This window comes from Streptomyces sp. NPDC028368 (genome assembly GCF_055565615.1).
In genome coordinates, this window is sequence record NZ_JBVHTY010000007.1 from 131597 (window position 1) to 146201 (window position 14605).

Consider the following 14605-nt stretch of genomic DNA (forward strand, 5'->3'; position numbering starts at 1 on the left):
GGGGGAGGGGCGCGGAACGGTGATGTGACCGAGGGTAGCCACTCGACGCCGATTGCGGGAGTGGCTTACCGCGCCCCTGTGGGTCAGACGTACTCGGTGGGCAGCACGGGCTCGCCGCGCGAGAGCTGGGTCGCCGACAGCGGCAGCCCGCCGCGGGCGGCGATGTGCCGTGCGCGGGCGGCGTCCAGCGGCTCACGGGCCACCACCTCGCCGCCGCGCACCAGCGGCACCAGCAGCTGGTGCGCCGCGAGCTCGTCCGGCACCGGGCCGGTGCCGATGACCTCGGCCTCCGCCACCCCGTCCGGGTCCGGCCGCCGGGCCGCCCACTTACGGCCGCCCACGGAGGTCTTGCCGCCCAGCGACTTCTTCGCCACCGGCCGCAGCGGGGCGCCCGGCTCGTCGCTGTCGGCGCGGGCGACCAGCTTGTAGACCATCGAGCAGGTCGGGTGGCCGCTGCCGGTCACCAGCTGGGTGCCGACGCCGTACGCGTCCACGGGGGCGGCGGCCAGCGAGGCGATGGCGTACTCGTCCAAGTCGCTGGTCACCACGATCCTGGTCTTCTCGGCGCCCAGCTCGTCCAGCTGCTGACGCACCCGGTGGGCGACCAGCAGCAGGTCCCCGGAGTCGATCCGTACCGCGCCCAGGCCCGGCCCGGCCACCTCCACGGCCGTACGGACCGCCTCGGTGACGTCGAAGGTGTCCACCAGCAGCGTCGTCCCGCTGCCCAGGGTCTCCACCTGCGCCGTGAAGGCGTCCCGCTCGTTGTCGTGCAGCAGGGTGAAGGCGTGCGCGCTGGTGCCGACGGTGGGGATGTTGTAGCGGAAGCCGGCCGCCAGGTCCGAGGTGGTGTGGAAGCCGCCGACGTACGCAGCGCGGGCCGCGGCCACCGCCGACAGCTCGTGGGTGCGCCGGGCGCCCATCTCCATCAGCGGCCGGTCGCCGGCCGCCACCGCCATCCGGGAGGCCGCCGCGGCCACCGCCGAGTCGTGGTTGAGGATCGAGAGGATCACCGTCTCCAGCAGCACCGCCTCGGCGAAGCTGCCCTCGACCCGCATGATCGGCGAGCCGGGGAAGTAGACCTCGCCCTCCGGGTAGCCCCAGATGTCCCCGCTGAAGCGGTAGTCGGCCAGCCATTGGAGCGTCGGCTCGTCCAGGATGCCGCGGTCCCGCATAAAGCCGAGGATGGTCTCGTCGAACCGGAAATTCTCCACCGCGTCCAGCACCCGGCCGGTGCCGGCGACCACGCCGTAGCGGCGGCCCTCGGGCAGCCGGCGGGTGAAGACCTCGAAGACGGAGTGCCGGTCCCCGGTCCCGGACCGCAACGCGGCCTGCAGCATGGTGAGTTCGTACTGGTCGGTGAAGAGCGCAGTCGACGGCACGGCCACCGGCAGCCCCAGGTCTGCTGTGTTCATGGGAGCGATGCTACCCCCATTACTCGTCACTTTGACGATTTCAGGTGCGGGTGCCCCGACGCGGCCCGCGCGAGGGGTATTTGTGCGCTGCCCGCCCCCGGGTGGCAGCATGGGGCGTGTGAGTGTCCCAGTGGAGATCGAGCGTCCCGAATCGAGCGAGGCACCGTTCGAGGTCCCCGAACCAGACGTCCCATGGGTGACGATCGTCCACAACGACCCCGTGAACCTCATGAGCTATGTCAGTTACGTCTTCCAGTCGTACTTCGGCTACTCCAAGGACAAGGCCCACCAGCTGATGCTCGACGTCCATCACAAGGGCCGCGCGATCGTCTCCAGCGGCAGCCGCGAGGAAATGGAGCGCGACGTGCAGGCCATGCACGGCTACGGCCTGTGGGCGACCCTTCAGCAGGACCGCTGATGGCCGGCCACTTCGAGCCCCTGCCCGACGGCGGTGCCGCCGTCGCCCTCGACGAGGTCGAGATCTCCATCCTGCGCAGCCTCGCCGTGCAGCTGATGGAACTGATCGGCCCGGGGGAGGAGAGCGACGACACCGACGACCCGCTCGCCGCCATCTTCAACGACGGCCCCAGCGAACCGCCCGCCGACCCGGTCCTGGCCCGCCTCTTCCCCGACGCCTACGGCGGCCCCGACCTCGTCCCCGACGACGACGTACGCGCCGCCGCCGCCGAATTCCGCCGCTACACCGAGAACGACCTGCGCGCACGCAAACGCGAGGACGCCCTCGCGCTGGTCCGCGCGCTGGATGCGCTGAGCCCCGGCCTCGACCAGGGCGCGGTGCTGCGGCTGAAGCCCGACGAATGCCGCCGGTGGCTCGGCGCCCTCAACGACCTCCGGCTCGCCATCGGCACCCGCCTGGAGGTCACCGACGAGGAGGACGGCGGCGAACTGCTCCGGCTGCCGGACACCGACCCGCGCAAGCCGATGGTGATGGCCTACCTCTGGCTCGGCGGCCTGCAGGAGACCCTCGTCGAATCCCTCATGGGCTGAAGCACTCATGAGCTGAAGCGCTCAGGGCCTGAATCGCGCATGGCTTGAATCCATCGGACCGAGGTTGCGGAAAGCCGGGCGTTTCGCCCGGCCGATGCGCCCCGGCCGTTCGCCTGGTGTTCGCTCAGCGGATGCTCAAATCCGGATAACGATCGCGTCACCAGGGGCGCACGCCTTGCCGCCGTCCTTGACCTTTGTCCCGATTTTCATGTGAGCTGGCGCACGCCAACATTAGTTGATCTCCGTAGGACCGTGATAAATGTTCACGACCTGCCGCGCGTGACGCCACCCCTGTCACCGCGGGAGCGCTAGCCGGCCGACCGTCGGCGTACAGGAACTCCATCCGGGGGGATCGGGACCCGATCCGGACAGACCGGGTCGGTATGGAGAAAGGCGCACCACTCATGACCTCTGTGCAGGTCGACAAGCAACACGACAGCAACGAGGCTGCTGGAAAGGCCCCGGAAGAGGGCTACCAGCGGGGTCTGGGAAACCGCCAGATCCAGATGATCGCCATTGGTGGCGCCATCGGTACAGGCCTGTTCCTCGGAGCGGGCAAGGCGATCTCCAAAGCCGGACCGAGCATCATCCTGGCCTACGCCATCGTCGGTCTGGTCATCTTCTTCATCATGCGGGCCCTGGGCGAACTGCTCATGTACCGGCCCGTTTCCGGCTCCTTCTCCGAGTACGGCCGCGAATTCCTCGGCCCGTTCATCGGCTTTGTGACCGGATGGACGTACTGGCTTTTCTGGGTCGTCACCGGCATCACGGAAGTGACCGCGGCAGCCCACTATGTGCAGTACTGGAACAAGGGCATACCACCCTGGGTCTCGGCCCTGGTCTTCACCGTCGCGCTCTTCGGCATCAACCTGATTTCCGTAAAGCTCTTCGGCGAGCTGGAATTCTGGTTCTCGATGGTCAAGGTCACCGCGATCATCGGCATGATCCTGATCGGCCTCGGCGTCATCATCCTCGGCTTCTCCGACGCCGGTGACACCGCCTCCTTCTCCCTCCTGTGGAACGACGGCGGCTTCTTCCCCAAGGGCATCGGCGGCACGCTGATGACGCTGCAGATCGTGATGTTCGCCTTCCTCGCCGTCGAACTCGTCGGCGTCACCGCGGGCGAGGCGACCAACCCGAAGAAGGTCCTGCCCAAGGCGATCAACACCGTGCCGTGGCGGATCGGCCTCTTCTACATCGGCTCGCTCGTCATCATCCTGTCCGTCGTCAGCTGGAAGTACTTCACCCCGGACGTCAGCCCGTTCGTCGCCGCATTCGGCAGGATCGGCCTGCCGGCCGGCGCGGCCATCGTGAACTTCGTCGTGCTGACCGCCGCGCTCTCCTCGGCCAACTCCGGTATGTACTCCACCGGCCGGATGCTGCGCGACCTCGCGCTCAACGGCCAGGGCCCGAAGCTCTTCACCAAGCTCAGCAAGACCGGCCTGCCCACCTGGGGCACCGGCGTCTCGGTCGCGATGATGCTGGCCGGCGTCTGGATCAACTACCAGTGGCCCGGCGACGCGTTCAACTACGTCGTCTCCTTCGCCACCATCTCCGGTATGTGGGCCTGGATCGTCATCCTGCTCTCGCAGCTGCGCTACCGCGCCAAGGCGAACCGCGGCGAACTCCCGCAGTCCGAGTTCAAGGCCCCCGGCGCCCCGTACACCTCGATCTTCGCGCTGGCCTTCATCGGCATGGTGATCGTGATGATGGGCATCGACCCGGACGCCCGGATCTCGCTCTACGCCGCCCCGGTGTGGGCCCTCATCCTGGCCGCCGGCTACCTGGCCATCAAGCGGCGGGACGCGGCCGCCGCCCTGGCCAAGAAGGACTGACCGGCCAGAACCGTCCAGCATGCGGGCCCGTACGTACCATCCCTCGGTACGTACGGGCCCTCTGCTGTCCGCCCGCCGCCCGCCACCACCCTCAACCGAGCTTGCGTGCCCCTCTTATCCTGGCCGCATGCTGACCCTCACCAAGGCTCTCCACGACCAGATCGTCGAGCACGCCCGCCAGGACCACCCCGACGAGGCCTGCGGTGTGGTCGCGGGCCCGGCCGGCAGCGGCCGCCCCGAGCGGTTCATCCCGATGCTGAACGCCGCCCGCTCGCCCACTTTCTACGAATTCGACTCCGCCGACCTGCTCAAGCTCTACCGCGAGATGGATGACCGGGACGAGGAGCCGGTGATCATCTACCACTCGCACACCGCCACCGAGGCCTACCCCTCGCGCACCGACCTCTCGTACGCCAACGAGCCAGGCGCCCACTATGTCCTGGTATCCACCGCCGACACCGACGACGCCGGACCCTTCCAGTTCCGCTCGTTCCGGATCGTCGACGGCCAGGTCACCGAGGAAGAAGTCGAGGTCGTGGCGGCATACTCCTGACGCCCCCGCCGCCGCATCCCAAGATCGCGTCCCACCTGACGTACACCGACCGTCCGCATCATGGGACGAGGTTCCAATACCCGGACCGGGAATCGATACGATGACCGCATGGTTGACCACGACGTGAGCGAGAAGAGGCCGGGCATGCTGCTGCTCGCTCCGCTCGCCACGCGTCGCTCCGCATCTGCCCTGCTGGGCGCGTTCGGCTGCGGAGCCGCACGGCTGCACGTCGATCTGTGCCGCCTTTCCAGCGCCATCTGTCCGCGCTGCGCCGCCGCCTGACCCGGTCCACGCCGACGCACGGCGCGCGCCCACCCGGCACCCCGCACCTCCCGCGTCACCCGACGCCCCCGGCACGCCCGTACCGCCGTGCACCCGGGACGCACAGCCCCCACCACCACCCTCCGACAGGAGCACTCCCATGGCCATCGAGGTCCGAATCCCGACCATCCTGCGCACCTACACCGACGGCGAGAAGGCCGTCGAGGGCAGCGGCGAGACCCTCGCCGACCTCTTCGCCGACCTGGAGACCCGGCACGCCGGCATCCGCGAGCGCCTCGTCGACGGCGAGCAGCTGCGCCGCTTCGTGAACGTCTACCTCAACGACGAGGACGTGCGCTTCCTCGAGGGCATCTCCACCAAGCTGGCCGACGGCGACAGCGTCACGATCCTCCCGGCCGTGGCCGGCGGAATGGTCTGACAGTGCGGTACGACTCCCCGCTGGCGGCGGTCGGGAACACCCCTCTCGTCCGCCTCCCGCGCCTCTCGCCCTCCGACGACGTCCGCATCTGGGCCAAGCTGGAGGACCGCAACCCCACGGGCTCGGTCAAGGACCGGCCCGCGCTCCACATGATCGAGCAGGCCGAGAAGGACGGCCGGCTCACCCCCGGCTGCACGATCCTCGAGCCCACCAGCGGCAACACCGGCATCTCGCTCGCCATGGCGGCCAAGCTCAAGGGCTACCGCATGGTGTGCGTCATGCCGGAGAACACCTCCTCCGAGCGGCGCGAGCTGCTCGCCATGTGGGGCGCCGAGATCATCTCCTCGCCCGCGGCCGGCGGCTCCAACACCGCCGTCCGGGTCGCCAAGGAGCTGGCCGCCGAACACCCCGACTGGGTGATGCTCTACCAGTACGGCAACCCCGACAACGCCGGAGCGCACTACGCCACCACCGGCCCCGAAATCCTCGCCGACCTCCCCTCCGTCACCCACTTCGTGGCCGGCCTGGGCACCACCGGCACCCTGATGGGCGTCGGCCGCTATCTGCGCGAGCAGGTCCCCGGCGTCCAGATCGTCGCCGCCGAGCCGCGCTACGACGACGTCGTCTACGGCCTGCGCAACCTCGACGAGGGCTTCATCCCCGAGCTCTACGACGAGTCCGTCCTGACCACCCGCTTCTCGGTCGGCTCCGAGGACGCGGTCCGCCGCACCCGCGAACTCCTCGCCGAAGAAGGCATCTTCGCGGGCATCTCCACCGGCGCGGCCCTGCACGCCGCGATCGGCGTCGGCAAGAAGGCCGTCAAGGCGGGCGAGAGCGCCGACATCGTCTTCGTCGTCGCCGACGGCGGCTGGAAGTACCTCTCGACCGGCGTCTACACCGCCGAGTCGACCCAGGCGGCGATCGCCGCTCTGCACGGGCAGCTCTGGGCCTAGCCCCGTACAGCCGTACGCGGCGCCCCCGCCGCCCCGCCTTCCCGCAGACCCTCGCCGCCGTGGCGCCTCGCCGCGGCGGCGGGCCATTTCCGGCGCCGCGCCGCGCCACGACGGCGCAGCCCCGGGGGCACCTCCGGGCGTGCGGCGGAGGTGCTTCCCCGCGCGGGCCGGACAAGGAATCGAAGACCGCCGGAACCACGACGCATGGCCCCACCCGGACTGGTGATTCCGCCCACAGCTCGCCCCGCTGAAGGCGCCACCGGACCTTTTGCGCCTTACGCTCGTGGGCACTGCAAGGACCACCCAAGACCTGGCACACACCGGCAAGGACCCGCCGAGAAGCCCCGCATGGACTTCCCCGAGCTGAGCAGGGGAGCCCCCTACCCCGCCGCCCCTTGCCCACGGAGGTTCACGCCCGCATGAAGCTCACTGTCGTCGGATGCTCGGGGTCGTTCCCTTCCACGGAATCGGCCTGCTCGAGCTACCTCGTGGAGGCCGACGGCTTCAGGCTGCTCATCGACATGGGCAATGGCGCCCTTGGCGAGATGCAGCGCCACATCGGTCTCTACGACCTGGACGCCGTACTCCTGTCGCATCTGCATGCCGACCACTGCATCGACCTGTGCGGCTATTTCGTCGTGCGCTACTACCGCCCGGACGGCGGACGTTGCGCCCCGATGCCGATCTACGGACCGGCCGGAACCGAGCGCCGGCTGACCGTCGCGCACGCCGACCTGCCGTACGACGGGGCGATGAGCGAGGTCTTCGACTTCCGCACGCTCGAGCCCGGTACCCAGACCATCGGCCCGTTCACGATCCGTTCCGAACGGGTCCGCCACCCGGTCGAGGCGTTCGGCTTCCATATCCGGCACGGCGGCCGCTCCCTGACCTACTCCGGCGACACCGGCCCCTGCGAGGCGCTCGACACCCTCGCCGCCGGCACCGACTTCTTCCTGTGCGAGGCGTCCTTCACCCACGGCAAGGAAGACATCCCGGACCTGCACCTCAACGGCCGCGAAGCCGGCGAACAGGCCCGCCGCGCCGGCGTCGGCCGCCTGGTGCTGACCCACATCCCGCCGTGGACCGACCCGGACATCAACATCCGCGACGCCCAGAAGGTCTACGACGGCCCGGTCGAGGTCGCCAAGGCCGGCGCCACGTACGAGATCTGAACGCACCGCGGCGTACGAGATCGGAACGCACCGCGACGTACGGGATCCGCACGGACCGCGACGTACGAGATCCGCACGCACCGCCCGGAACGCCGCAGCACGACAGGGCCCCGGAACCGAGTACCGGTTCCGGGGCCCTGTCGTGCGTATCGGCGGGCGTGCCTGCGCCGTCGCGGGGTCCTACGCCTTCGTCAGGTCCTCGACCTCTTCCTCGGGCTCCCGGCCCGGGGTGGTGAGGTTGAACTTGGTGATCGCGAAGCGGAACAGCACGTAGTAGACCGCCGCGAAGACCAGGCCGATCGGAATGATCAGCCAGGGGTTGGTGGCGAGGTTCCAGTTCATGACGTAGTCGATGGCGCCGGCCGAGAAGGTGAAGCCGTCATGCACGCCAAGGGCCCAGGTCACGGCCATCGAGATGGCGGTCAGCACGGCGTGGATGGCGTACAGCACCGGGGCGATGAACATGAACGAGAACTCGATCGGCTCGGTGATACCGCAGACGAAGGAGGTCAGCGCCAGCGAGACCATCATGCCCATGACTGCCTTGCGGCGCTCGGGGCGGGCGGTGTGCGCGATGGCCAGCGCGGCGGCCGGCAGACCGAACATCATGATCGGGAAGAAGCCCGACATGAACTGTCCGGCGGACGGGTCCTTGGCGAAGAAGCGGGCGATGTCGCCGTGCACGACGTGGCCCGCGGCGTCGGTGAAGTCACCGAGCTGGAACCACGAGACGGTGTTCACGAACTGGTGCATACCGATCGGCAGCAGTCCCCGGTTGATCAGGCCGAACAGGCCGGCGCCGCCCGCTCCCAGGCCGGTCATCCACTCGCCGAAGCTGGAGATGGCGTCGCCGACGGGGCCCCAGATCAGCAGGAAGAGCACGCCGACGGCGGTGCCGACGAAGGCCATGATGATCGGTACGAGCCGGCGGCCGTTGAAGAAGCCGAGCCACTCGACCAGCTTCTTGCGGTGATAGCGCTGCCACAGGACCGCGGCCAGCAGACCCATCACGATGCCGCCGAGGACGCCGGGGTTGTTGAGGACCGGCTCGACCCACTCGCCCTTTTCGATGTGGCCCTCGGTGACCGGGAACGCCTTGAGGACATTGCTGTAGACCAGGAAACCGACCAGGGCGGCGAGCGCCGTCGAGCCATCGGCCTTCTTCGCGAAGCCGATGGCCACGCCTATGCAGAACAGCAGCGGCAGATTGTCGAAGACCGCGCCGCCGGCCGCGCTGAAGACCTTGCTGACGCTCATCCAGCCAAGGCCCTTGGCGCCGAAGACGTCTTCGTAGCCGAGGCGGTTGAGGATGCCGGCGGCGGGCAGGACGGCAATCGGCAGCTGGAGGCTGCGGCCGACCTTCTGCAGGCCCTGGATCAGGCCCGCTCCCCGCTTCTTTGCGGGGGCCGCCTTCGCGGCCGTGTCCGAACTCATCGGATTCCTCCTGGTGAGGCGGGCACTCGGAAAGAGGGGGACGGCCCGCTGATTGGTCTACCCTGGTCTTTGGTCTACACCTTGGTCTACACCACTGGTGGTTTAGACCATTCTTAGCACGCCGTCCCGGCACAAAGGAATCCGTTCTTCCAAGTGGCGTGGGCCACACGACGAAAGCCCCCGAGTCCGCAGACTCGAGGGCCTTCACCACGGGGCACCGGCCGCCTACTTGACGTTCGCCTCCTCCATGGCATCCCCCACCTCGTCCGGCTCGCGGCCCGGCGTCGGCAGATTGAATTTCGTGATCACGAACCGGAAAACCGCGTAATAGACGACCGCGAAACACGCCCCGATCGGCAGGATCAGCCAGGGCTTGGTCGCCAGCCCCCAGTTGATGACGTAATCGATCAGCCCCGCCGAGAAACTGAAGCTGTCGTGCACGCCCAGCGCCCAGCTCACCGCCATCGACACGCCGGTCAGCAGCGCATGGAACACGTACAGCACCGGCGCGACGAACAGGAACGAATACTCGATCGGCTCGGTCACACCCGTCACGAACGACGTCAGGCCGACCGACAGCATCATCCCGGAGATCTCCTTACGGCGATGCGGCTTGGCGCAGTGCGCAATGGCCAGCGCCGCCGCCGGAAGCGCGAACATCATGATCGGGAAGAAGCCGGTGGTGAACTGGCCGGCGGTCGGATCGCCCGCCAGGAACCGGTTGATGTCACCGTGGACAACCGTGCCGTCCGGCTCCGTATAACTGCCGAACTGGAACCACACAAAGGTGTTCAGGAACTGGTGCAGGCCGATCACCAGCAGCGCCCGGTTCGCGACACCGAAAAGCCCCGACCCGAGCCAGTCCAGGCCGGTCAGCCATTCGCTGAAGCTGGTCAGCGCGTCGCCGATCGGCGGCCAGACCCACAGGCACACCACCGCGAAGGCCAGGCCGATGAACGCCATGACGATCGGTACGAGCCGGCGGCCGTTGAAGAAGCCCAGCCAGTCCACCAGCCGCACCCGGTGCAGCCGCTGCCAGAACCAGGCCGCGAGAAACCCCATGACAATGCCGCCGAAAACCCCCGGATTCTGAAAGGTCGCCTGTGCGGCCTTCCCGCCCTTGTCGACGCACACCCCGCCCCACGGCCCCGCCTGCGTGAAGGTCTGCCCCGCACCGCAGATCACCGGGAACTGATGCAGCACCGAGTAATAGACGAGAAAGCCCGCCACCGCGGCCAGCGCCGTCGAGCCGTCCGCCTTCTTCGCCATCCCGATCGCCACACCGATGCAGAACAGCAGCGGCAGCCCCAGCCCCGAATCCAGCAGCGCGCCACCCGCACCCGCGAACACCTTGGCGACGTCGTCCCAGCCCAGCCCGTCCGCACCGAACACATCCGGCTGGCCGAGACGGTTGAGAATGCCCGCGGCGGGCAGAACGGCAATCGGCAGCTGAAGGCTGCGGCCCAGCTTCTGCATGCCCTGAAAGAGAGCCGCTCCCCATGTCTTCGCCGGCCGCTTCCTCGGCTCCGCCGCCGCAGCATTCGAACTCATCGCCGTCCTCCCTGCGGCCGGCCCCGCGATGCGATCCGTCGACACGGTCCCTCGATACGGCCTGTCGACAACCGCCCTGGTGCTTGCCGCATACTGGTGGTGTAGACCACTTGGGAGCACGTGCCGGCAGCTCGGCACGCACTCCGAGTGATCGCCATCTTTCGCCAGATGGCACACAACCGCCCATGGAGATGGGCTGAACGTGCACAGACGTATATAGGCGCCCAGGTACGTGCATTACGGTGGAAAAACCGCTCGGCGGAGCCGCCGACGGCCGAGACATGCAGGAGTGGACATGGCCACCAAGGCTGAGAAGATCGTCGCCGGGCTCGGCGGACTCGACAACATCGAAGAGGTCGAGGGCTGCATCACCCGCCTCCGCACCGAAGTCGCCAACCCCGACCTCGTCGACGAGGCCGCCCTCAAGGCCGCCGGCGCCCACGGCGTCGTCAGGATGGGCACCGCGATCCAGGTCGTCATCGGCACCGACGCCGACCCCATCGCCGGCGAGATCGAAGACATGATGTGAGCTGAGCACCGAGCTCACCCGGCCAACCCCGGCAGTCCACAGCGGCCGCCGCTGAGCGCAGCCGACCGCAGGGCCCCGATCCGGCCGCATCACCACCACCGGAACGGGGCCCTCGCCATTCCCGATAGGGTCTACGCCATGTCTCGCATCGACGGCCGCACACCCGAACAGCTCCGCCCGGTCACCATCCAGCGCGGCTGGAGCAAGCACGCCGAAGGCTCCGTCCTCATCTCCTTCGGCGACACCAAGGTCTTCTGCACCGCCTCCGTCACCGAAGGCGTCCCGCGCTGGCGCAAGGGCAGCGGCGAAGGCTGGGTCACCGCCGAATACTCGATGCTGCCCCGCTCCACCAACACCCGCGGCGACCGCGAATCCGTACGCGGCAAGATCGGCGGCCGCACCCACGAGATCAGCCGCCTCATCGGCCGCTCACTGCGCGCCGTCATCGACTTCAAGGCCCTCGGCGAAAACACCATCGTCCTCGACTGCGACGTCCTCCAGGCCGACGGCGGCACCCGCACCGCCGCCATCACCGGCGCCTACGTCGCCCTCGCCGACGCCATCACCTGGGCCCAGGGCAAAAAGCTCATCAAGCACGGCCGCCAGCCGCTGACCGGCACCGTCTCCGCCGTCAGCGTCGGCATCGTGGCCGGCATCCCGCTCCTCGACCTCTGCTACGAGGAAGACGTCCGCGCCGAAACCGACATGAACGTCGTCACCACCGGCGACGGCCGTTTCGTCGAGGTCCAGGGCACCGCCGAAGCCGAACCCTTCTCCCGCGACGAACTCAACGCCCTCCTCGACCTCGCCGTCACCGGCTGCGCCGAACTCGACACCCTGCAGCGGGAGGCGCTGGCGCGAACGCTCTGACAGGACCGGGACCGGGGCCGCCCGCCCTTCTGTTCGACCTGTCCGGTCTTCGCTCCTCCCGTCGTTTCTCCCTGGCGCCCCGTCAACCAAAACGGGGCGCCACGCGTTTCTTTCTTTGCCCGCTCATGACCAAGGAAGGAACCGCCCCATGTCCCCGCGTACGCCCCGCCACACCCGCCGCCGTCCCGCCGCCGCACTCGTCGCACTGACCGCCGCGGCCCTCGCGATACCGCTGCTCTCCGCCTGCGGCGCGGTCAACAAGGCCATGGACTGCGCCGGCACCGCCACCGCCGTCGTCAACGCCGTCGACAAGCTCCAGCAGGCCGCCCAGAACTCCCTCGACGACCCGCAAAAGGCCGAGCAGGCCCTCGACGACATCGACCAGAACCTCAAAAAGGTCCGCGACTCGTCGAGCGACCCGGACCTCTCCGCGGCCATCGACAAGATGAACACCGGCATCAAGAACGCCCGCAAGTCCATCAAGGACGCCAAGGCCCCCGACCTGCAGCCCATCACCGACGCGGCCGGCGACATCACCAAGGTCTGCACCCCCGGCTGACCCCTCCCACCCCGGGGTCAGCCCCTTCCGCCCCGGGGTCAGCCCCACCCACCGCAGGGACCGCCTCTCCCGCCCCAGGAACAGCCCCCCGCCCCGGGGAAATCCAACCGCCCCGGGGATATCCACCCCCGCGCCTTGGGATAATCACTCCCCATGCAGCCACAAACCGGCGGGCACCGCGCATCCCGCACCCGCCTCATCCTCGCCACCCGCAACGCAGGCAAGATCACCGAGCTCCGGGCCATCCTGGAAGCCGCCGACCTCGACGTCGACCTTGTCGGGGCCGACGCCTACCCCGACGTCCCCGACGTCAAGGAAACCGGCGTCACCTTCGCCGAGAACGCCCTCCTCAAGGCCCACGCCCTCGCCCAGGCCACCGGCCACCCGGCCGTCGCCGACGACTCCGGCCTCTGCGTCGACGTGCTCGGCGGCACCCCGGGCATCTTCTCCGCCCGCTGGGCCGGCACCCACGGCGACGACCGGGCCAACCTCTCTCTCCTCCTGGCCCAGCTCTCCGACATCGCCGACGACCACCGCGCCGCCCACTTCGCCTGCGCCGCGGCCCTCGCCCTCCCCGACGGCACCGAGCGCGTCGTCGAGGGCACACTCGAGGGAACCCTCCGCCACACCCCCTCGGGCACCGGCGGCTTCGGCTACGACCCCATCCTCCAGCCCCTCGGCGACACCCGAACCTGCGCCGAACTGACCCCGGACGAGAAGAACACGATCAGCCACCGGGGGAAGGCGTTCCGGGCGTTGGTGCCGGTGGTGCGGGAGTTGTTGGGCTGAGATCTGCGAATGCACATCGGCCGTGGCCCCGAGAGGGACCACGGCCGAGGGGTGCGCGAGGGGGGAGTCGAACCCCCACGTCCGAAGACACCGGCACCTAAAGCCGTCCCGTCTACCAGTTCCGGCACTCGCGCGCACGAAAATCCTACTCCTGTCTGGTGGAGCTTCGCTCAGGCGGTTCGACGGTCGGTGTCTTTCTGCGCTTGCACCAGGTAGCGGTGAGGGCGTGGCAATTGGGGCAGAGGTATCGCAGGTTCTCCGCTCGGTTGTCGAGCCAGTTGCCGCTGATGTGGTCGATCTGCAACGTGATGGGCCGGCCGCGCCATTCGCCGGGATTGCCCCAGAAGGAGCAGGTGTATGGGACGCCGACCTCGCTGAGCGCGCGATGCAACCGATCGCGGTTGATGCGTGTCGAACCTTCAGGGCGCACGATAAGCACCTGTCGCGCGCTGGGCTTGGCGCGCTGGGGCTGGATGGCGCGTCGTGACTTTCGCGTGAAATGGGTTACATCCAGGCGGAGTTCTGCGATCTTGCGTTGAATGCGGCGATGGCTTGCATCGTTCTCGGGCAGGTTGAGCGAACGCATGACATCGGCATAGCTGGACGCGGTCGCCACTGCCTCACGAAGCCGACCTTCGGGCAGTGATCTCCGCGCGTGGGTGAAGTGACTGGTGTCCACGTTGAGTTCTGCGAGCAGGCGACGTAGCGCGGCGCGGGTACGGCCATCGTCAGGAGCGCCAAGTGCGCGAGCCACGGCCCGGACGCTCGTCGCCGATGCGGCGGCTGCGCGTAGCTCCTCTGGTGCCCAGAAGAGTTCCGGTCCTGAGCGGTTCAGACCCGGAATGTGGCTCGTGTCGATCCCGGCCGTGGCGATGCGCCGCCGGATGTGCGAGAGCGTCCCCGTGGCTGGTGTCGCGCCCAGCTTCCGCGCGACCTCGCGCAGTGTGGTCGATGACGCCACGGCCCTGGCGATTGCCTCGTCGGGATATTTGCGCCACGGACTCCGCCGCGTGAAGTGGCTGGTGTCGATACCGCACCACACCGTCGTACGACGACGAGGCGCGCGCCGCTTCCGTGAGCTGCTCGCGGGTGTACTTGACCGGCATGGTTCCCCCGTTTCCCCGTTCCGCGCACCGGGTCCGCCCCCGTGTGCTCCCGAACTGAACAACGATCGAACGGGCGGCCGATTGCGTGAGGGGCGAAGAAACGGAAAGGGGCCTCGGGGTGCGAAACCCCAAGG

General features: G+C 68.7%; 16 protein-coding genes and 1 tRNA gene. 12 read left to right on the top strand and 5 right to left on the bottom strand.

Features of this window, described 5'->3' with window-relative positions:
* Nucleotides 1-83 precede the first annotated feature (83 nt).
* Nucleotides 84-1412 (bottom strand): nicotinate phosphoribosyltransferase, encoded by a 1329-nt coding sequence (locus ACZ4S3_RS17985; RefSeq protein WP_467934584.1) that lies wholly within the window; start codon nt 1410-1412, stop codon nt 84-86.
* Between the two features lie 109 nt (nt 1413-1521).
* On the opposite strand from ACZ4S3_RS17985, the gene clpS reads away from it, so the two are divergent.
* The 8 genes from clpS (at nt 1522) to ACZ4S3_RS18025 (ending at nt 7633) form a co-directional block, all read left to right on the top strand.
* A complete protein-coding gene (gene clpS / locus ACZ4S3_RS17990; RefSeq protein WP_467934588.1) occupies nt 1522-1830 on the top strand; it encodes an ATP-dependent Clp protease adapter ClpS in 309 nt (102 codons plus the stop codon).
* A complete protein-coding gene (locus ACZ4S3_RS17995) occupies nt 1830-2420 on the top strand; it encodes a DUF2017 domain-containing protein (protein ID WP_467934591.1) in 591 nt (196 codons plus the stop codon). Before clpS ends, ACZ4S3_RS17995 begins: the two co-directional genes overlap by 1 nt.
* Before the next feature lie 404 nt (nt 2421-2824).
* Complete coding sequence (locus tag ACZ4S3_RS18000) at nt 2825-4255, top strand: amino acid permease (RefSeq protein ID WP_467934595.1); 1431 nt, start codon at nt 2825-2827, stop codon at nt 4253-4255.
* A 127-nt stretch (nt 4256-4382) separates the two neighbouring features.
* Nucleotides 4383-4808: a M67 family metallopeptidase gene (locus tag ACZ4S3_RS18005; protein ID WP_467934599.1), complete on the top strand. Its 426-nt coding sequence runs from the start codon at nt 4383-4385 to the stop codon at nt 4806-4808.
* 108 nt (nt 4809-4916) lie between these two features.
* Nucleotides 4917-5090, top strand: a complete 174-nt coding sequence (locus ACZ4S3_RS18010) for a putative leader peptide (protein ID WP_107426016.1) — start codon at nt 4917-4919, stop codon at nt 5088-5090.
* Nucleotides 5091-5229: 139 nt separating this feature from the next.
* The gene (locus ACZ4S3_RS18015; RefSeq protein ID WP_467934605.1) at nt 5230-5508 is read left to right on the top strand and encodes a MoaD/ThiS family protein; all 279 of its coding nucleotides are present in this window, start codon (nt 5230-5232) and stop codon (nt 5506-5508) included.
* Nucleotides 5509-5510: 2 nt separating this feature from the next.
* Nucleotides 5511-6461: a PLP-dependent cysteine synthase family protein gene (locus ACZ4S3_RS18020; RefSeq protein WP_467934608.1), complete on the top strand. Its 951-nt coding sequence runs from the start codon at nt 5511-5513 to the stop codon at nt 6459-6461.
* 419 nt (nt 6462-6880) lie between these two features.
* On the top strand, nt 6881-7633 hold the full coding sequence (locus tag ACZ4S3_RS18025) for an MBL fold metallo-hydrolase (protein WP_467934612.1): 753 nt from the start codon (nt 6881-6883) through the stop codon (nt 7631-7633).
* 180 nt (nt 7634-7813) lie between these two features.
* Here the strand turns inward: ACZ4S3_RS18025 and ACZ4S3_RS18030 are convergent, their stop codons facing one another.
* Both ACZ4S3_RS18030 and ACZ4S3_RS18035 read right to left on the bottom strand, forming a co-directional pair.
* Nucleotides 7814-9067, bottom strand: coding sequence for a PTS transporter subunit EIIC (locus ACZ4S3_RS18030; protein ID WP_467934617.1), 1254 nt, complete (start codon nt 9065-9067; stop codon nt 7814-7816).
* A gap of 225 nt (nt 9068-9292) precedes the next feature.
* Complete coding sequence (locus tag ACZ4S3_RS18035) at nt 9293-10618, bottom strand: PTS transporter subunit EIIC (RefSeq protein ID WP_467935550.1); 1326 nt, start codon at nt 10616-10618, stop codon at nt 9293-9295.
* A 289-nt stretch (nt 10619-10907) separates the two neighbouring features.
* On the opposite strand from ACZ4S3_RS18035, the gene ACZ4S3_RS18040 reads away from it, so the two are divergent.
* The 4 genes from ACZ4S3_RS18040 (at nt 10908) to rdgB (ending at nt 13365) form a co-directional block, all read left to right on the top strand.
* Nucleotides 10908-11147, top strand: a complete 240-nt coding sequence (locus tag ACZ4S3_RS18040) for a PTS sugar transporter subunit IIB (protein ID WP_467934621.1) — start codon at nt 10908-10910, stop codon at nt 11145-11147.
* Between the two features lie 138 nt (nt 11148-11285).
* Nucleotides 11286-12017 carry a ribonuclease PH gene (rph, locus tag ACZ4S3_RS18045; protein ID WP_467934625.1) on the top strand — a complete coding sequence of 244 codons (732 nt, stop codon included), beginning with the start codon at nt 11286-11288 and terminating at the stop codon, nt 12015-12017.
* 148 nt (nt 12018-12165) lie between these two features.
* Nucleotides 12166-12576 (top strand): hypothetical protein, encoded by a 411-nt coding sequence (locus ACZ4S3_RS18050; protein ID WP_467934629.1) that lies wholly within the window; start codon nt 12166-12168, stop codon nt 12574-12576.
* A gap of 153 nt (nt 12577-12729) precedes the next feature.
* Nucleotides 12730-13365, top strand: coding sequence for an RdgB/HAM1 family non-canonical purine NTP pyrophosphatase (gene rdgB / locus ACZ4S3_RS18055; protein WP_467934632.1), 636 nt, complete (start codon nt 12730-12732; stop codon nt 13363-13365).
* A 52-nt stretch (nt 13366-13417) separates the two neighbouring features.
* On the opposite strand, the gene ACZ4S3_RS18060 is transcribed toward rdgB, so the two are convergent.
* Both ACZ4S3_RS18060 and ACZ4S3_RS18065 read right to left on the bottom strand, forming a co-directional pair.
* Nucleotides 13418-13499: transfer RNA gene (locus tag ACZ4S3_RS18060), tRNA-Leu, on the bottom strand.
* A gap of 11 nt (nt 13500-13510) precedes the next feature.
* The gene (locus ACZ4S3_RS18065) at nt 13511-14326 is read right to left on the bottom strand and encodes an HNH endonuclease signature motif containing protein (protein ID WP_467934636.1); all 816 of its coding nucleotides are present in this window, start codon (nt 14324-14326) and stop codon (nt 13511-13513) included.
* Nucleotides 14327-14605 lie beyond the last annotated feature (279 nt).